The organism is Cupriavidus sp. JZ107 (assembly GCF_053903255.1).
Genome location: NZ_CP096481.1, coordinates 2,106,804 through 2,123,297, shown reverse-complemented (window position 1 = coordinate 2,123,297; position 16,494 = coordinate 2,106,804). Strand labels below are relative to the sequence as shown.

Annotated in this window: 16 protein-coding genes; 10 read left to right on the top strand and 6 right to left on the bottom strand. The window is 68.9% G+C overall.

The genetic code is table 11. The features are described 5' to 3' along the window. Nucleotides 1–431 precede the first annotated feature (431 nt). Together hslO and M1D55_RS19060 are read right to left on the bottom strand one after the other, a co-directional pair. Entirely contained in the window at nt 432–1,460 is a 1,029-nt protein-coding gene (hslO, locus tag M1D55_RS19065; protein WP_456281562.1) for an Hsp33 family molecular chaperone HslO, read from the bottom strand. Nucleotides 1,461–1,495: 35 nt separating this feature from the next. Beyond that, nucleotides 1,496–2,020 (bottom strand): gamma carbonic anhydrase family protein, encoded by a 525-nt coding sequence (locus M1D55_RS19060; RefSeq protein ID WP_023263671.1) that lies wholly within the window; start codon nt 2,018–2,020, stop codon nt 1,496–1,498. Nucleotides 2,021–2,202: 182 nt separating this feature from the next. Here M1D55_RS19060 and M1D55_RS19055 point away from each other — a divergent pair, with 182 nt between their 5' ends. Then, nucleotides 2,203–3,114 (top strand): ferritin-like domain-containing protein, encoded by a 912-nt coding sequence (locus tag M1D55_RS19055; RefSeq protein WP_456281561.1) that lies wholly within the window; start codon nt 2,203–2,205, stop codon nt 3,112–3,114. Nucleotides 3,115–3,133: 19 nt separating this feature from the next. Here M1D55_RS19055 and M1D55_RS19050 read toward each other — a convergent pair whose 3' ends face one another. Then, nucleotides 3,134–4,906, bottom strand: coding sequence for an acyl-CoA synthetase (locus tag M1D55_RS19050; protein WP_456281560.1), 1,773 nt, complete (start codon nt 4,904–4,906; stop codon nt 3,134–3,136). Nucleotides 4,907–5,132: 226 nt separating this feature from the next. Here M1D55_RS19050 and M1D55_RS19045 point away from each other — a divergent pair, with 226 nt between their 5' ends. Then, nucleotides 5,133–6,026 (top strand): alpha/beta fold hydrolase, encoded by an 894-nt coding sequence (locus M1D55_RS19045; RefSeq protein ID WP_043437665.1) that lies wholly within the window; start codon nt 5,133–5,135, stop codon nt 6,024–6,026. Between the two features lie 40 nt (nt 6,027–6,066). Here M1D55_RS19045 and M1D55_RS19040 read toward each other — a convergent pair whose 3' ends face one another. After that, a complete protein-coding gene (locus M1D55_RS19040) occupies nt 6,067–7,161 on the bottom strand; it encodes an NAD(P)/FAD-dependent oxidoreductase (RefSeq protein ID WP_456281559.1) in 1,095 nt (364 codons plus the stop codon). Nucleotides 7,162–7,351: 190 nt separating this feature from the next. Here M1D55_RS19040 and M1D55_RS19035 point away from each other — a divergent pair, with 190 nt between their 5' ends. From M1D55_RS19035 to M1D55_RS19000, 8 genes are all read left to right on the top strand, one after another. Beyond that, nucleotides 7,352–8,209, top strand: coding sequence for a 3',5'-nucleoside bisphosphate phosphatase (locus M1D55_RS19035; RefSeq protein ID WP_456281558.1), 858 nt, complete (start codon nt 7,352–7,354; stop codon nt 8,207–8,209). A 16-nt stretch (nt 8,210–8,225) separates the two neighbouring features. Next, the gene (locus M1D55_RS19030; RefSeq protein ID WP_006579094.1) at nt 8,226–8,849 is read left to right on the top strand and encodes an L-threonylcarbamoyladenylate synthase; all 624 of its coding nucleotides are present in this window, start codon (nt 8,226–8,228) and stop codon (nt 8,847–8,849) included. 100 nt (nt 8,850–8,949) lie between these two features. Continuing rightward, a complete protein-coding gene (locus tag M1D55_RS19025; RefSeq protein ID WP_006579093.1) occupies nt 8,950–9,615 on the top strand; it encodes a site-2 protease family protein in 666 nt (221 codons plus the stop codon). A 73-nt stretch (nt 9,616–9,688) separates the two neighbouring features. After that, complete coding sequence (locus M1D55_RS19020; protein WP_456281557.1) at nt 9,689–10,891, top strand: tryptophan--tRNA ligase; 1,203 nt, start codon at nt 9,689–9,691, stop codon at nt 10,889–10,891. Between the two features lie 20 nt (nt 10,892–10,911). Next, nucleotides 10,912–11,517, top strand: a complete 606-nt coding sequence (locus M1D55_RS19015; RefSeq protein ID WP_456282738.1) for a class I SAM-dependent methyltransferase — start codon at nt 10,912–10,914, stop codon at nt 11,515–11,517. Nucleotides 11,518–11,677: 160 nt separating this feature from the next. Beyond that, the gene (dapA, locus tag M1D55_RS19010; RefSeq protein WP_064573212.1) at nt 11,678–12,562 is read left to right on the top strand and encodes a 4-hydroxy-tetrahydrodipicolinate synthase; all 885 of its coding nucleotides are present in this window, start codon (nt 11,678–11,680) and stop codon (nt 12,560–12,562) included. Between the two features lie 58 nt (nt 12,563–12,620). Further along, nucleotides 12,621–13,856, top strand: coding sequence for an outer membrane protein assembly factor BamC (bamC, locus tag M1D55_RS19005; protein WP_064573214.1), 1,236 nt, complete (start codon nt 12,621–12,623; stop codon nt 13,854–13,856). Nucleotides 13,857–13,944: 88 nt separating this feature from the next. Then, complete coding sequence (locus M1D55_RS19000) at nt 13,945–14,739, top strand: MBL fold metallo-hydrolase (RefSeq protein ID WP_456281556.1); 795 nt, start codon at nt 13,945–13,947, stop codon at nt 14,737–14,739. A gap of 101 nt (nt 14,740–14,840) precedes the next feature. On the opposite strand, the gene M1D55_RS18995 is transcribed toward M1D55_RS19000, so the two are convergent. Further along, nucleotides 14,841–15,077, bottom strand: a complete 237-nt coding sequence (locus tag M1D55_RS18995; RefSeq protein WP_043437644.1) for a hypothetical protein — start codon at nt 15,075–15,077, stop codon at nt 14,841–14,843. Between the two features lie 199 nt (nt 15,078–15,276). Continuing rightward, nucleotides 15,277–16,485: a cupin domain-containing protein gene (locus M1D55_RS18990; RefSeq protein ID WP_023263668.1), complete on the bottom strand. Its 1,209-nt coding sequence runs from the start codon at nt 16,483–16,485 to the stop codon at nt 15,277–15,279. Nucleotides 16,486–16,494 lie beyond the last annotated feature (9 nt).

The following is a 16,494-nucleotide window of genomic DNA, read 5'->3' as shown; positions in this document are numbered from 1 at the left end:
AAGTTTGCGGCGCCGGCGCACTGCAGGGTTTCTCCTCTCTCCCGCTTGCGGGAGAGAGGCGGGGCGGCGCCGGCGCACTGCAAGGTTTCTCCCCCTCCCGCTTGCGGGAGAGGGGGGCGGCGTCGGCGCACTGCAGGGTTTCTCCCCTCCCGCTTGCGGGAGAGGGGGCGGCGTCGGCGCACTGCAGGGTTTCTCCCCTCCCGCTTGCGGGAGAGGGGGGCGGCGCCGGCGTACTGCAGGGTTTCTCCCCTCTCCCGCTTGCGGGAGAGGGGCGGGGGAGAGGGCAGCGGCGGTGAATATGGCGGTGGGGCTTGAAACCACCTCCTCTCCCCAACCCTCTCCCCCTGAGGGGGAGAGGGAGAACATCCGAGGAACGGGTGAGGCTGGCGCGGTCGCGCTCAGTGCCGCCGCTCAGGGCAACTCAGTGCAGCTCAGTGCCGATGCCCGGCGCCCTCGCCGACACCCGCCGGCATCGCGGCGCCGCTGAACAACTGTGCGCAGTCGACCGGGTCGAAGCGGTACTCCTGGCCGCAGAAGTCGCAATGGATCTCGACCGAGCCGCGCTCGGCCACGATGTCGTCGACCTCGGCCTGGCCCAGCGACTGCAGCATGTTGGCCACCTTGGTGCGCGAGCACGAGCAACGGAAGTGCGGCGTGCCCGGTTCGAACACGCGCAGCCCGGCATCCTGCAGATCCTCCCAGAACAGCCGCCGCAGCAGCGTATCGGGCTGCTCGGCCAGCAGTTCCTCGGTCTTCAGCGTGGCGCCGAGCTGGCAGGCGCGGTCCCAGGTGTCGAGATCCTGGGCGCGGCCATGAGCCGACAGCGGCGCGCCGGTCTCGCCGACCTGCGCGGGCGGCCGGCCGGGCTTGCCTTCCATCGTGCCGCCGTAGGAGGGCAGCTTCTGCAGCAGCATGCCGGCGGCGACGCGGTCGTCGGCGGCCAGCCACAGCCGCGTGTCGAGCTGCTCCGAGGCCTGCATGTAGTGCTCGAGCACGGCGCTGATCGAACCCAGCGGTCCGTGGGCGTCGGCCAGCGGCACGATGCCCTGGTAGGGCTGCTGGCCCGGCAGCTTGTCGTGCGGGTCCAGCGTGATGGCAAAGCGGCCCTGGCCATGCTGATTGACCAGTTCGGCCAGCGTGGCATCGTCGGCGATCTCGACGCCTTCGGCCAGCTTGGCGGTGCCGCGCAGCGACAGGTCGGACAGGCATTCGACCACCAGCATCCGCACCGGCCCGTCGCCATGCAACTGCATCACCAGCGCGCCGTTGAACTTCAGGTTGGCCGACAGCAGCGCCGCGGCGGCCATCATCTCGCCGAGCAGCCGGCGGACCGGCGCCGGATAGTGGTGGCGCTGCAGCGCTTCCTGCCAGGTCGATTGCAGCCGCACCAGCTGGCCGCGCACCGGGGCGGCGTCGAACAGGAACTTCTGCAGGGTGTCCGGGGTTTGGGTTTCAGTCACGATCATCCATCGGTGGGATCGGCCGGCGCGTGGGCTCAGCCGATGCGTTTCAATTCGGTCTTGTAGACGGCCTGGCGTGCCGCGTACGTGTCGGTGTTGCGGTACAGGCCGGCCACTTCCTCGTCGCTCAGCTCGCGTACCGCCTTGGCCGGGGCGCCCAGGATCAGCGTGCGATCGGGGAACACCTTGCCTTCGGTGACGATGGCGCCGGCGCCGACCAGGCATTCCTTGCCGATCACCGCTCGGTTCAGCACCACCGCCTGGATGCCGATCAGCGCGCCTTCGCCGATCGTGCAGCCATGCAGCATGGCCTGGTGGCCGATGGTGACGCGGTCGCCGATCGTCAGCGGGCAGCCCGGATCGGTGTGCAGCACGGCGCCTTCCTGGACGTTGGTCGCTTCGCCGAGCACGATGGGCTCGTTGTCGCCCCGGATCACCGCGCCCGGCCAGACGCTGGCCCGCGCCTTGAGCGTCACGTTGCCGATCACGGTGGCTTCTGCGGCCACGTAGGCGTCGGCATCGATGGAAGGGGCGGTATCGCCGAGCTGGTAAAGCGGCATGAGGTCTCCTGTACGGGGTTCGTTTGTAGATGGGGATGGCCGCCGTGCCTTAAAGGGCGTGACCGCGTGCCGTTGCAGCGCTTGCCGGGCCGGACGACAGGCAGGGCAGGGCGCAAGCGCCGCGGCGGTGCCCATGGACGGCGGTGGGCCGTGCGGCCGGACGGTGCCGGCAGGGCTCTACAATGGCGGCCAGACCGGATTTTACGCCCATGCCCGCTGACGCTGCCGAACCCGCCCCGAACCACGCTACGCCGGGGCCGAACGACCCAGGTGCGACCTCTGCGCCGCTTTCGCTGCGCCACTGCGCGCTCGCCGTGCTGGCCGAGCGCGATCCTGCTGCCAAGGCGGCGGCCGCCCGCCGACTGCGCGCTACCGCATTGGAGGCCCCCGACGACGCCATCGGCGCCGGCCTGGAACTCGAGGCCGTCTGCCCGGTGCCCGGGCGCCCGGCACGCCCCGAGCTGGTGCCGCCGCAGAAGGTCGAGCGCCGTCGCTCGCTGCAGGACCCGGCGGGACGCGCGGTACTGATCCACGCGCTCGCGCATATCGAGTTCAACGCCATCAACCTGGCGCTCGACGCGGTCTGGCGCTTCGCCGGCATGCCGCCGGCGTATTACCGCGACTGGCTGCAGGTCGCCGACGAGGAGGCGCTGCACTTCACGCTGCTGGCCGCGCACCTGCGCCAGCTGGGCTTCGCCTACGGCGATTTCCCGGCGCACAACAGCCTGTGGGAGATGGCGGATCGCACCGCCGGCGACGTGCTGGCGCGCATGGCGCTGGTGCCGCGCACGCTGGAGGCGCGCGGGTTGGACGCCTCGCCGGTGGTCCGCACCCGCCTGGCCGACGCCGGCGATGCCGAGGCCGCGGCCATCATCGACATCATCCTGCGCGACGAGGTCGGCCACGTGGCGATCGGCAACCGCTGGTATCGCTGGCTTTGTGCGCAGCGCGGGTTGGACCCGGTTACCACCTACGCCGAACTGGCCGACCGCCACCAGGCGCCGCGGCTGCGGCCGCCGTTCAATCTGGCGGCGCGCCGCGCGGCCGGCTTCGACGAGGACGAGCTGGCCTGGCTGACCGGCAGCGCCGGCTGACCGTCCAGGCGTTCCTCTTCTAGGCGTTGCCGACGCGCTGAGTTCCGGCGCGCTCGCCGCCGTTTGCTCGCTGGCGCGCCGCCTCTTCCTCCTGCAGCCGCAGCACGCGGCGCTGGATCTTGCCGGTGGTGGTCATCGGCAGCTGGTCGATGAAGGCGATGGCCTTCGGGTACTCGTACGGCGCCAGCTGACCGCGCACATGCTGCTGCAATTCGGCGACCAGCGCGGCCTCGGCCTCGGCCGAGCGCTGCACGCCCGCCGTCAGCACGATGAACGCCTTGACGATGGCACCGCGCTCGGGGTCCGGCGACGGCACCACCGCGCAGTTCGACACCGCCGGATGCTTGAGCAGGCAGTTCTCGATCTCGCTGGGTCCGATCCGGTAGCCCGAGGACTTGAAGACGTCGTCGGCGCGCCCCTGGTACCACAGGTAGCCGTTTTCATCGACGCGGGCCAGATCGCCGGTGCGGCACCAGCGCAGGCCGTCGTGTTCGACAAACTTGCCCTCGGTGGCCGCCTCGTTCTTCCAGTAGCCGAGGAAGAACACCGGATCGGGATGGCCGTGGATGTCGGTGGTGCAGACCGCGACCTCGCCGTCCTCGCCGGGCGGGCAGGGGCGGCCTTCTTCGTCGACCACGGCGACGCGGTGGCCCGGGTAGGGCCGTCCCATCGAGCCAGGCCGCGCCGGCCAGCCGAGCTGCCCGTCGTCGTATTGCGCCGTGCAGTTGCCGACGATGTAGTTGATCTCGGTCTGGCCGAACATTTCGTTGACGATCACGCCGAAGGCCTCGCGGCACCAGTCGAACACCGTCTGGCCGACCGCCTCGCCCGCGCTCATCAGCGCGCGCAGGCGGATGTCATAGCGCTCGCGCGGGGCGGGGCAGGCCTTCATCATCTGCTTGAGCGCGGTCGGGAACAGGAAGGTGTTGGTGACGCGGTAGCGCTCCATCAGCCCGAACGCGACCTCGGGCGAGAAGCGGCCCTGATAGCCGACGATCGACTTGCCGAAATACAGCGCCGGCATCAGCGCGTCCCAAAGTCCGCCGGTCCAGGCCCAGTCGGCGGGACTCCAGAACACATCGTCCTCGCGCGGATACCAGTTCTGCGAGCAGACGAAGCCGGTCAGGTTGCCGATCAGCGCGCGGTGCGGCAGCAGCGCGCCCTTGGGCGGACCGGTGGTGCCGCTGGTGTAGATCAGCACAGCGGCCTCGTCGGCCTTGGTCCGCTCGGCCGTGAAGTCGTCGGCCTGGTCCGCCAGCGCCGCGTCCCAGTCGCGGTCGCCCCGGCCGGCCGCGTCGCCGACGGCAATGACCGCCTGCAGCGCCGGGCAGTCGCCGCGCGCGGCCAGCAGATTGTCGATCGAGGTCTCGTCCGCGATCGCCACGCAGGCCTCGCTGTGCTGCAGCCGATAGCCCAGCGCCTCGGGGCCGAACAGCATCGACAGCGGCATTGCAATCGCGCCGAGCTGGTAGACCGCCATATGGGCGACCACGGTCTCGATCCGCTGCGGCAGCACGATGGCGACGCGGTCGCCGCGCCGGACCCCGAGCGCACGCAGCGCGTGCGACAGCCGGTTGGCGTCGCGCTGGATCTCGCCGTAGCGGTGCGCGGCGCGCCGGCCGTCCTCGTGCTCGGCATGGACGGCGATCCGGTCGCGCGTGGCGGGGTCGCGCGCCCAACGGCCGCAGCAGGCTTCGGCGAGATTGAAGTATTCGGGAACGTGCCAGCGGAATTCGCGGTAGAGCGCGGAATAGTCGTCGCGCCGGCTGTCCGGCAGCGAGGGTGCGGCCATGGTGGTCTCCGTTCTTTTCTTGTGTGCCGGGCGTTGGGGCGCCGCGGCGTTTGTTGGCATGCTGGCTGGCGTCGCGGACGTGCTTGTGGCTACAATCGCGGTAAATCGAACGAGCGTTCGATTTTCTGGCTCCGGGATGGCGGGCTTCACCACAACCATCACGACCATCACGACCGGCAGAGCCATCGCCGCAACCAAACAGCCGACAGGCGGGACAGGGCAGACCATGACGATCCGCGACACATCGCGCTCCGAATGTATCACGGTGCGTGGCCTCGATTACCACGTGCGCCACTGGGGCGAACCCGGCGCGCCGAAGCTGTTCCTGCTGCATGGCTGGATGGACGTGGCGGCCTCGTTCCAGTTCCTGGTCGACGCGCTGCGCGGCCGCTGGCATGCGATCGCGCCGGACTGGCGCGGCTTCGGCGGCAGCGGTTGGCCGACCCGCCATCCGGGCACGGCCTCGTACTGGTTTCCCGACTATCTGGCCGATCTCGAGGTCCTGCTCGACCACTATCAGCCCGACGGCGCGGTCGACCTGGTCGGCCACAGCATGGGCGCGAACATCGCGTGTTTCTACGCCGGCGTGCGTCCGGAGCGGGTGCGCCGCGTGGTGGACCTGGAAGGTTTTGGCATGACCGCCACGCGGCCGGAACAGGCGCCGCGGCGCTTTGCCCGCTGGCTCGACGAATTGCGTGAACCGCCGACGCTGAAGACCTACGACAGCGTCGAGGCGGTCGCGGCGCGGCTGAAGAAGACCAATCCGCGGCTGCGCGACGATCGCGCGGCGTTTCTTGCCGAACACTGGTCGCGCCGCAACGAAGCGGGCCACTGGGAGATTCTCGGCGACCCCGCGCACAAGATGATCAATCCGGTGCTGTATCGGGTCGACGAGGCGATGGCGATCTGGGCCGCGGCGACCGCGCCCGTGCTGCATGTCGAGGCGCGCGACTCCGAGACGCTGCGCCATATCGCCCACAAGCAGAGCATCGCGGAATTCAAGCAGCGCTTTGCCGCGTTCCGCGACTTCCGCGAGGTGATCGTCGACGACGCCGGCCACATGCTGCATCACGACCAGCCCGAGGCGGTTGCCGCGCTGATCGAGTCGTTCTGCGGTTGAGCCCGCGCGGCGGGCGTCAGGGCCTCAAGACCTCAGGATTTCAGTCCGCGCCGTGCGTCAGCGCCTCCTTCAGCGCGGCGTTGTTGCTGGTATGCACGTGGACCAGCGCCTTGTCCGGGAAGGCGTAGTGATAGGCGCGGCGCAGCGCCAGCGCGGCCTCGTGGAAGCCGGACAGGATCAGCTTCTGCTTGTTCGGATAGAACGCGATATCGCCGGCGGCAAAGATGCCGCGGCGCGAGCTTTCGTAGGTCGTCGTATCGACCAGGATGCGGCCGGCGCGCATGTCGAGGTCCCAATGCGCGATCGGGCCCGGTTCGGACACCAGGCCGTACAGCGCGACCAGTTCGTCGGCCGGCAGCGTCAGCGTGTCCTCGCGCGTGCGTACCTGCGCAGCGACCAGCGTGTCGCCCTCGGTCTGCAGCGCGCCCAGCATGCCGACGACAAAATCCATCTCGCCGGCCGCCACCGCGGCGCGCATCTCGGCGACGGTATGGTCGGCCGCGCGGAAGCCTTCGCGCCGATGCAGCAGCGTGACGCGCGCGGCCACCTTGCGCAGCGCCAGCGCCCAGTCCAGCGCCGAGTCGCCGCCGCCGGCGACGATCACGCGCTTGCCGGCGAAGCGCGACACGTCGCGTACCGCATAGTGCAAATGCCGGCCCTCGAGCGGGGCCGCCTCAGGCAGCGAGACGCGCTGCGGGGCGAAGGCGCCGGCGCCGGCGCAGATCAGTACCGCGGCGACGTCGAAACGCTTGCCGGCGTCGGTGGCGACCAGCAGCCGCTGCGGCTCGCCCGGCAGCTCCTGCACGCCCTCGGCGCGCTGGCCGAAATGCATCGGCACGGCAAACGGCGCGCATTGCTCCAGCAGCCGGTCGACCAGTTCCTGGGCCAGGCAGCCCGGCACCGCAGGAATGTCGTAGATCGGCTTCTCGGGATAGAGCTCGGTGCACTGGCCGCCGGCGCGGTCCAGCACATCGATGATCTCGCATTGCAGGCCCAGCACCCTGGCCTGGAACGCGGCGAACAGGCCGACCGGTCCGGCGCCGACGATCAGCACGTCGGTGCGGACCGGCTCGGCATGCGTTGCAGCGGGAGAGGAAGCGTCGTGGGAGGGGGAGGCCGGGCGGGAGTTCTGCATGATCGGATCGTTGCGGTCGGCGCGCGCGATGACGGCACGCGGCGCGAAGAGACTGGGGAGGCGTCCACTATACCCCGGCCCCGCCGCGCTTCCGGCTACGCCACCGTTGGCGGCATGGCTTTGCGCGGCCTGCGCCGGGGGGCTGCCCTCGGCTCTGCGGGCGGCGAAGGCGCGGGAGTAGAATGACGGAATGCACGCTTCCCACGCCGCCTCCCACGCCATCAACGCCGACCTGCATTGCCACTCGACCATCTCGGACGGCACGCTGCCGCCCGCGGTCGTCGCCGAGCGGGCGCACGCGAACGGCGTCGAAATCTGGTCGCTGACCGACCATGACGAACTGGGCGGCCAGCTGATCGCGCGCGAGACCGCCGAGGCGCTGGGCATGCGCTATGTGCCCGGCGTCGAGATCTCGGTGACCTGGGCCGGCCAGACGGTGCACATCGTCGGCCTGCAGATCGATCCGCTGTGCCCCGAACTGATCGACGGCCTGACCGCGACGCGCTCGGGCCGGGCCCGCCGCGCGCAGGACATCGGCGAGGCACTGCGCGCGGTCGGCATCGAGGGCGCCTACGAAGGCGCGCTGCGCTATGTCGGCAACCCGGACCTGATCTCGCGCACGCACTTTGCCCGCTGGATGGTGGACGAGGGCATCTGCGGCAATATCGCCGAGGTGTTCGACCGCTACCTGACCGAAGGGCGGCCCGGCTATGTCGGCCATCGCTGGGCCACGCTCGGCGAGGCGGTCAAATGGATCCGCGCCGCCGGCGGCATTGCCGTGATGGCGCATCCCGGCCGCTACGACTACACCGATACGCAGCACGACGCGCTGTTCGACGAGTTCACCGCGCTTGGCGGCGGCGCCGTCGAGGTCGTGACCGGCAGCCATACGCCGGACCAGTACCGCCGCTATGCCGACGTCGCGCGCCACTACGGGCTGCTGGCCTCGCGCGGCTCGGACTTCCATGGGCCGGGCGAGGGACGCGTCGAGATCGGCACGCTGCCGCCGCTGCCGTCGTCGCTGACGCCGGTCTGGCACGACTGGTAAGCCGCCCGCTCGCGCCATGTCGCAGTTCTTCGATATCCATCCGCTCGATCCGCAATCGCGGCTGATCAAGCAGGCCGCCCAGATCGTCGGCAAGGGCGGGCTGATCGCGCTGCCGACCGATTCGAGCTATGCGCTGGCCTGCCGGCTCGACGACAAGGCGGCGGTGGAGCGCCTGCGCCGGCTGCGCGGCATCGACGACAAGCACCACCTGACGCTGATGTGCCGCGACCTGTCCGAACTCGGCAACTTCGCCCGGGTCGACAACCGCCAGTACCGCTGGATCAAGGGCGCCACGCCGGGGCCCTATGTATTCATCCTCGAGGCCACCAAGGAGGTGCCGCGGCGGCTGTCGCATCCGGCCCGCAAGACGATCGGCGTGCGCGTGCCCGACCACGCCATCCCGCAGGCGCTGCTGAACGAACTGGGCCAGCCGATCATCAGCGCGACGCTGCAGCTGCCCGGCGACGCCGCGCCGCTGGACGATCCGCTGGAGATCCGCGAACGCCTGCAGAAGCAGCTCGACCTGGTGATCTGCGGCGGCACCGCGCCCGCGCATGCCTGTACGGTGATCGACCTGACCAGCGGCGAACCGGTGCTGGTACGCGCCGGACGTGGCGATGTCGCCCGCTTCGGGCTGTGAGCGCGGCGTGTTGCCGCTGGGCGCCTCGCGCCACCCCGCGCGCGCGACGCGCCCGACGAATCGGCGTGGCGAGCGGTGCCCGCCGTTACAATAGCGCCCCATGGACGCCTCTCTGATTCAGACCTTCGCGGTCTACGCGCTGCCCGTGCTGTTCGCCATCACGCTGCACGAGGCCGCGCATGGCTATGTGGCCAAGCATTTCGGTGACAACACCGCCTATATCCTCGGCCGGGTCAGCCTGAACCCGGTGCGCCATATCGATCCGATCGGCACCATCGCCGTGCCGCTGCTGCTGTACCTGGTCACCAGCGGCCAGTTCGTGTTCGGCTATGCCAAGCCGGTGCCGGTCGCCTTCGGCCGGCTGCGCAATCCGCGCTGGCACAGCATGTGGGTGGCGCTGGCAGGCCCCGGCGCGAACCTGGTGCAGGCATTCGCCTGGGCGCTGATCGCGCTGGGCCTGGTGCTGGCGCAGGTGGACGAGCCGTTCTTCGCGCAGATGGCCCGCGCCGGCGTGCTGGTCAACCTGGTGGTGGCGGCGTTCAACCTGTTCCCGATTCCGCCGCTCGACGGCGGGCGCGTGCTCAGCGCCTTGCTGCCGCAGCGGATGGCGTACGCGCTGTCGAAGATCGAGCCGTACGGCATCTTCGTCGTGCTGGCGCTGGTCGCCGCCGGCGTGATCACGCGGGTCTGGATGCAGCCGGTGATGAGCCTGCTCGGCTCGCTGGTCCAGCTGCTGCTGGCGCCGATCCTGGCACTGGTGCAATGACGCTGCAATGACGCTGCAATGACGCTGCAATGACGCTGGTGCATTGATTTCCTGAAAGACTGATTACAACGACATGTTCCCCGATCGCGTTCTCTCCGGCATGCGGCCTACCGGCGCGCTGCATCTTGGCCACTACCATGGCGTGCTGAAAAACTGGGTCAAGCTGCAGTCGGAGCACCCGTGCTTCTTCTTCGTGGCCGACTGGCACGCGCTGACGACGCACTACGAGTCGCCCGAGGTGATCGGCCAATCGGTCTGGGAGATGCTGACCGACTGGCTCGCCGCCGGCGTCGATCCGGAGCAGGCGACGCTGTTCATCCAGAGCCGCGTGCCCGAGCACGCCGAGCTGTTCACGCTGCTGTCGATGGGCACGCCGCTGGGCTGGCTCGAGCGCGTGCCGACCTACAAGGACCAGATCGAGAAACTGAAGGACAAGGACCTGGCGACCTACGGCTTCCTCGGCTATCCGCTGCTGCAGGCGGCCGACATCCTGATCTACCGCGCCGACAAGGTGCCGGTGGGCGAGGACCAGGTGCCGCACGTCGAGATCACGCGCGAGATCGCGCGCCGCTTCAACTTCCTGTATGGCCGACAGCCCGGTTTCGAGGAGAAGGCGCAGGAGGCCGCGAAAAAGCTCGGCGGCAAGCGTACCCGCGTGTTCCTCGACCTGCGCAAGACCTTCCAGGAGCAGGGCACCGACAGTGCGCTGGAAGAGGGCCGCGCGCTGGTCGCGCAATCGCAGAGCCTGTCCAATGACGATCGCGAACTGCTGCTGGGCTATCTGGCGGGCTCGCGCAAGACCATCCTGGTCGAGCCGCAGGCGCTGCTGACGGCGGCCTCGCGGATGCCCGGGCTCGACGGCCAGAAGATGTCGAAGTCCTACGGCAACACGATCCGCATGCGCGAGGACAAGGAGTCGGTCGAGAAGAAGGTCCGCACGATGCCGACCGACCCGGCGCGCGTGCGCCGCACCGATCCGGGCGAGCCGGCGCGCTGCCCGGTATGGCAGCTGCACCAGGTCTATTCCGACGAGCCGACCAAAGAGTGGGTGCTCAAGGGCTGCCGCAGCGCCGGCATCGGCTGCATCGAATGCAAGCAGCCGGTGATCGAGGGCATCCTGCGCGAGCAGCAGCCGATGCTCGAGCGCGCGCAGCCGTACATGGACAATCCGGCCCTGCTGCGCGACATCGTCGACCACGGCTGCGCGAAGGCCAGCGCGGTCGCGCAGGAGACCATGCGCGAGGTGCGCGAGGCGATGGGGCTGGGATACCGCTGATGGGCTCGCTGCCGCCGTCCATGCCGCCGTCCGTGCCTCCGTCCCTGGCTGTCGGTGCGCCGCATGCCGCGATCGGCGAGCCGTCGCCGTGGGTGGTGCGCTGGACGCCGTTGCTGCGCGCCGGCGGCCGCGTGCTGGATCTCGCCTGCGGCAGCGGGCGCCATGCGCGCTGGCTGGCCGAGCGCGGCTTCGCGGTGCTTGGCGTCGATCGCGATGGCGCCGCGCTGGCCGGCCTGCCGCCGGCCGTCCGAACGCGCCAGGCCGACCTGGAGCAGGGCGCCTGGCCGCTCGGCGACGAGGCGCCGTTCGACGCGGTGATCGTCACCAACTATCTGCATCGCCCGCTGTGGCCGCATCTGCTCGATGCGCTGGCGCCCGGCGGCGTGCTGGTCTACGAGACGTTCGCAGCGGGGAACGAGACGGTCGGCAAGCCGTCCAACCCCGATTTCCTGCTGCGGCCCGGCGAATTGCTCGATGCGGTGCGCGGCCGCCTGCGGGTGATCGCCTACGAGGACGGCGTCATCGAAGTGCCGCGGACGGCGTTCGTACAGCGCATGTGCGCCGTGCGCGAGGCACTGGAAGGCGCCGGAGCGGCGGCCCCGCCACGCTATCGCCTGGACGGCTGATCGCGCGGCGCGACGTGGCCGCCATGTCGGCGCACAAGCGGGTCAATGCGTTGATCCACTTGGTGTTTGCCCGGGTAGGCAGGGATTGCCGGTGTGCTTCGGCGGCCAATTCGTATCCGGTACAATCCCGCTATTCGAAATCTCGAAAACCATACGACCTATGACACAGATTACCGGCAGCATCGTCGCCATCGTGACGCCGATGCAGGAGGACGGCAGCCTGGATTACCCCGCGCTGCGCAGCCTGATCGACTGGCACGTCGCCGAGGGCACCGATGGCATCGTGATCGTCGGTACCACGGGGGAATCGCCTACCGTGTCGGTCGAGGAGCATTGCGAGCTGATCCGGGTCGCGGTCGAGCAGGCCGCCGGGCGCATCCCCATCATCGCCGGGACCGGCGGCAACTCGACGCGCGAGGCGATCGAACTGACCGCGTTCGCCAAGCAGGTTGGCGCCGATGCGTCGCTGCAGGTCGTGCCGTACTACAACAAGCCGACGCAGGAAGGGATGGTCCGGCATTTCCGCACGATCGCGGAAGCGGTCGACCTGCCGGTGCTGCTGTACAACGTGCCGGGACGTACCGTCGCCGACATGAGCAACGACACCATCCTGCGCCTTGCGCAGGTGCCGGGCATCGTCGGCGTCAAGGAGGCCACCGGCAATATCGACCGCGCGGCCCAGTTGATCAAGGACGCGCCGGAAGGCTTCGCGATCTACAGCGGCGACGATCCCACCGCGGTGGCGCTGATGCTGCTGGGCGGCCACGGCAATATCTCGGTGACCGCCAACGTGGCCCCGCGCAAGATGCACGAGCTGTGCGTCGCCGCGCTCAAGGGCGATGCGATCACGGCCCGCCGCCTCCATATGGAATTGATCGCGCTGAACAAGGCGTTGTTCATCGAGGCCAACCCGATCCCTGTCAAGTGGGCGTTGCAGCAGATGGGCAAGATGGCCGGCGGCATCCGCCTGCCGCTGACGCCGCTGTCGTCCGACCACCACGAGACCGTGCGCCGCGCGCTGGCCGGCGCCGGGCTGCTCGCCTGATCGTTCCGATTTTTCTTTCGCGCCAAGCGGTCATTCCCTTCACTAGGATTGCGTGTCAATGAAACTCAAGCTTAACCGCCATGGCGTGCCGCAAGGCCGCCGTGCCGCCCTGGTCTTGCCGCTGCTCGCCTTCGGCATGATCGCTGGCTGCAGCACCGTCAACGACATGATGCAGGCCGACAAGATCGACTACAAGTCGGCCGCCGCCGCCAAGCGGACCTCGACGCTCGAGGTGCCGCCGGACCTGACCAAGCTCGACGGCGACCGCCGTTATTCGGTCCCCGAGCAGGCCGGTACGACGTTGTCGGGCTACCAGCAGGCCACCAGCACCCAGCCCAAGGTCGCCGGCACCAACGTGCTGCCGTCGGCGGAAGGCATCCGCGTCGAGCGCGACGGCAACCAGCGCTGGCTGGTCATCAGCAACGGCATGGCGCCGGATCAGCTGTGGCAGACCATGCGCGAGTTCTGGCAGGAGAACGGCTTCCTGCTGGTGCAGGACTCGCCCGAGACCGGCATCATGGAAACCGACTGGGCCGAGAACCGCGCCAAGATTCCGCAGGACTTCATCCGCAACACGATCGGCAAGGTGTTCGACAGCCTGTACTCGACCTCGGAGCGCGACAAGTTCCGCAGCCGCGTCGAGAAGGGCCAGAACGGCAACCTCGAAGTCTTCATCAGCCATCGCGGCGCCAAGGAAGAGCTGACCGGCCTGGACAAGTCGCAGACGGTGTGGACGCCCCGCGCGGCCGATCCCGAACTGGAGGCCGAATTCCTGTCGCGCCTGGCGCAGCGCCTGGGCGTGCAGAAGGAACAGGCCGACCGCATGGCCAAGAACGGCACGCTGCCCGCACCGGCTGGCGCCGCCAAGCCGGCCGCGCCGGCCGACGCCGGCGCCGGCAAGACCGCGGCCGCGGCGGCTTCGGCCAGCTATCTGACGCAGGTCAACGGCGCGCAGGCACTGCAGCTGCCCGAGCCGTTCGACCGCGCCTGGCGCTCGGTCGGCCTCGCGCTGGACCGCGTCAACTTCACGGTCGAAGACCGCGACCGCGGCCAGGGCCTGTACTACGTCCGCTATGTCGATACCCGTGACACGGTCAACGACAATCGGGGCTTCTTCTCCAAGCTGTTCACGCGCAGCGGCGGCGATGCCGCGCGCCAGGCCAAGAAGTATCGCGTCGCGCTGAAGGGCAGCGGTTCGGGCACCACCGTCACCGTGCTGAACGACGCCGGGCAGCCGGAGTCGACCGAGATCGCCAAGCGCATCCTGACGCTGCTCGACGAGCAGCTGCATTGAGCGCCGCCTTGCGCGCTGCATTGAGCGGACCTGCGATGCTGGATCGGCGCGCCGCCGTGGTCCGCCCCGGCATGGGGCGGGCGCGGCGATGATGCGGTTCGGCTTTCTGGGCAGCGGCAGCGAAGGCAATTCGCTGCTGATCGAAGCCCGCGATGGCGCCAGCGTGACCCGCGTGCTGCTCGACTGCGGCTTCGGCCTGCGCGAGACCGCGCGGCGGCTCGAGCGGCTTGGCGTGACCCCGGACGGGCTCGACGCGGTGCTGGTCACGCACGAGCACGGCGACCATGTCGGCTCGGCCTATGCCTTTGCCGCGCGGCATGGGCTGCCGGTCTTCACCACGCATGGCACCTGGCTTGCGACCTCGCATCTGCGCGGTGCCGACAAGGCCGATGTGCGCGTGATCGGCGCCGACTACACGTTCGAGATCGGCAATCTGCAGGTATTGCCCTACACGGTGCCCCACGATGCGCGCGAGCCGGTGCAGTTCGTGCTGTCCGATGGCGATGCACGGCTTGGCGTGCTGACCGACGCGGGAATGGAGACGCCTTATCTGGTGGCCCGTCTGGCGGGCGTCGATGCGCTGGTGCTCGAGTGCAATCACGACCGCGAGATGCTGCGCAACTCGGTGTATCCGCCTTCGCTGAAACGGCGCATCGGCGGCGACTTCGGCCATCTGGCCAACGAGGTGGCCGCGGCGATCCTGGCGCGCGTCGCGCACAGCGGCCTCGGCCGCGTGGTTGCGGCCCATCTGAGCCAGCAGAACAACACGCCGGCGTTGGCGACCGGCGCGCTGGCGGCGGCGCTCGGCGCGGGTCCCGACGATATTCTGGTCGCGGACCAGTACGAGGGCTTGGGCTGGCAGGCGGTGAAGGGATCGATCTGACGCGATCAGACCAAGGGGCTAGCCGGCCGCGGCGGCGCGGCCCGGCGAGCGCCCATAAAAAAAACCGGCCCGAAGGCCGGTTTTTTCGTTCGGGCGAACGCTTACTTGGCTTCCGCAGCCGAAGCGTCAGCGGCCGGAGCCGAAGCGTCAGCAGCCGGGGCCGAAGCGTCGGCAGCCGGAGCAGCAGCGGTGTCAGCAGCCGGAGCCGAAGCTTCGGTAGCCGGAGCGGTAGCAGCCGGAGCAGCGGTGTCAGCTGCGGGAGCGGCTTCTTCCTTCTTGCCGCAAGCGGCCACGGCAACAGCAGCCAGCAGGGAAGCGATCAGGAGAGACTTCTTCATTGTTCGTCCTTTAACTTGTAATAGAAAGAAAAACAGGCGATGAATAATTACCGGTAATTATCGCTCGTGAACTTCAATTTAATGGCTCTCCCCGGTGCCGTAATTGCTTTGGTCCACAGTACGAGCCAGCTGGCGATTATATCCACGTTTTCCCGGCTTGTGTAGCGGCGTCATTTGCTGACCACACTGTTACGCATTATTACATCGCAGCCGGTGCCAGCTGCAGCCAGCCCTCCAGCGTCCAATGGTGAAAAGTCTCCATCAACTCGGGCAGGTCGGCGCATTGCGCGACCTCGGCGGCGGTCAAATGGCGTCGATCGGCCAGCCGGCGCAGCCAGCCGGCCAGCTCGCCCGGCACCTCGTAGGCCTCGCCATTGAGGAAGAAATGGCTGCGGTCGTATAGCGCGATCGAAGCCGGCGCCAACACAATGCCGTGCGTTCTGGCCAGTTTCGCGTATTTTCCGGCGGCGATTTGCGGAACCTCGGCGAACTCCACGCCGGGCTTCGGTTCGGACAGATGGGTGCCGATAAACTCGGACACCATGTCATTGGACCAGCGCAACGCCTGCAGCCGTTGCGCAACGGCGCGGGCGAGATCCGCCGGCAGTTGCGCGGGGCGCGAAGTGGCCGCCTGACCGGGATCGGCATAACGCCCGGACAACGCTTCGTTGTCTTCCACGGTTTCCGACAGCCACGCCAGAAAATGGCCCGCCAGCTCTCGATAGGCCGGCGCGCGGAAGCCGATCGAGCAAGTCATGCACTCGCCGTCGGCGACGCCATCGTGGGCGTATTGCGGCGGCAGGTACAGCATGTCGCCCGGCTCCAGCACGAACTCCTGTTCCGCTTCGAATTCGGCCAGTATCTTTAATGGAAGATCGGGCACCAGTTCGAGCCGGTCCTGCGACGAGATGCGCCAGTGGCGCCGGCCCGAAACTTGCAGCAGGAACACGTCATAGGAGTCGAAGTGCGGACCGACACCGCCGCCGTCGGTGGCATAGCTGACCATCACATCGTCCAGGCGTGCATCGGGAATGAAGCGGAATTGCCCCATCAGCGCGGCCGCCGCGCTATTGTGGAGGTTCACGCCCTGGACCAGCAGCGTCCATTGGCGCGCCTTGGCGGGCGGCAGGTTGTCGGCGGCAAAGGGGCCGTGCGCCAGTTTCCAGCGGTTGCGGAAGTGGGTGACCAGCCGCGACTCGACGTCGTCGCGGTCGGCCAGCTCGAAAAGCGCTTCCCGCGAGACTGGGGGCACGATATCAGGGATGGCTTGTCGAACCAGCAGGGGTTTGCGGTGCCAGATATCACGCATGAATGCGGCGGGCGTCATGCCCCCGAGCAGCTGAAGTGGCGCATCCGGATCCACCGGGCCGCGGGGCAGGGCCTGCGCGTATAATGCGGAATCGTTCATGGAGTGAAG

Bases quoted from the DNA above. Each gene is read 5' to 3' on its own strand.
- M1D55_RS19060 (WP_023263671.1), bottom strand. From the start codon at position 2,020: ATGCCGCTTTACCAGCTCGGCGATACCGCCCCTTCCATCGATGCCGAC.
- M1D55_RS19055 (WP_456281561.1), top strand. From the start codon at position 2,203: ATGGCGGCCAGACCGGATTTTACGCCCATGCCCGCTGACGCTGCCGAA.
- M1D55_RS19050 (WP_456281560.1), bottom strand. From the start codon at position 4,906: ATGGCCGCACCCTCGCTGCCGGACAGCCGGCGCGACGACTATTCCGCG.
- M1D55_RS19045 (WP_043437665.1), top strand. From the start codon at position 5,133: ATGACGATCCGCGACACATCGCGCTCCGAATGTATCACGGTGCGTGGC.
- M1D55_RS19040 (WP_456281559.1), bottom strand. From the start codon at position 7,161: ATGCAGAACTCCCGCCCGGCCTCCCCCTCCCACGACGCTTCCTCTCCC.
- M1D55_RS19035 (WP_456281558.1), top strand. From the start codon at position 7,352: ATGCACGCTTCCCACGCCGCCTCCCACGCCATCAACGCCGACCTGCAT.
- M1D55_RS19030 (WP_006579094.1), top strand. From the start codon at position 8,226: ATGTCGCAGTTCTTCGATATCCATCCGCTCGATCCGCAATCGCGGCTG.
- M1D55_RS19025 (WP_006579093.1), top strand. From the start codon at position 8,950: ATGGACGCCTCTCTGATTCAGACCTTCGCGGTCTACGCGCTGCCCGTG.
- M1D55_RS19020 (WP_456281557.1), top strand. From the start codon at position 9,689: ATGTTCCCCGATCGCGTTCTCTCCGGCATGCGGCCTACCGGCGCGCTG.
- M1D55_RS19015 (WP_456282738.1), top strand. From the start codon at position 10,912: ATGCCGCCGTCCGTGCCTCCGTCCCTGGCTGTCGGTGCGCCGCATGCC.
- dapA (WP_064573212.1), top strand. From the start codon at position 11,678: ATGACACAGATTACCGGCAGCATCGTCGCCATCGTGACGCCGATGCAG.
- bamC (WP_064573214.1), top strand. From the start codon at position 12,621: ATGAAACTCAAGCTTAACCGCCATGGCGTGCCGCAAGGCCGCCGTGCC.
- M1D55_RS19000 (WP_456281556.1), top strand. From the start codon at position 13,945: ATGATGCGGTTCGGCTTTCTGGGCAGCGGCAGCGAAGGCAATTCGCTG.
- M1D55_RS18995 (WP_043437644.1), bottom strand. From the start codon at position 15,077: ATGAAGAAGTCTCTCCTGATCGCTTCCCTGCTGGCTGCTGTTGCCGTG.
- M1D55_RS18990 (WP_023263668.1), bottom strand. From the start codon at position 16,485: ATGAACGATTCCGCATTATACGCGCAGGCCCTGCCCCGCGGCCCGGTG.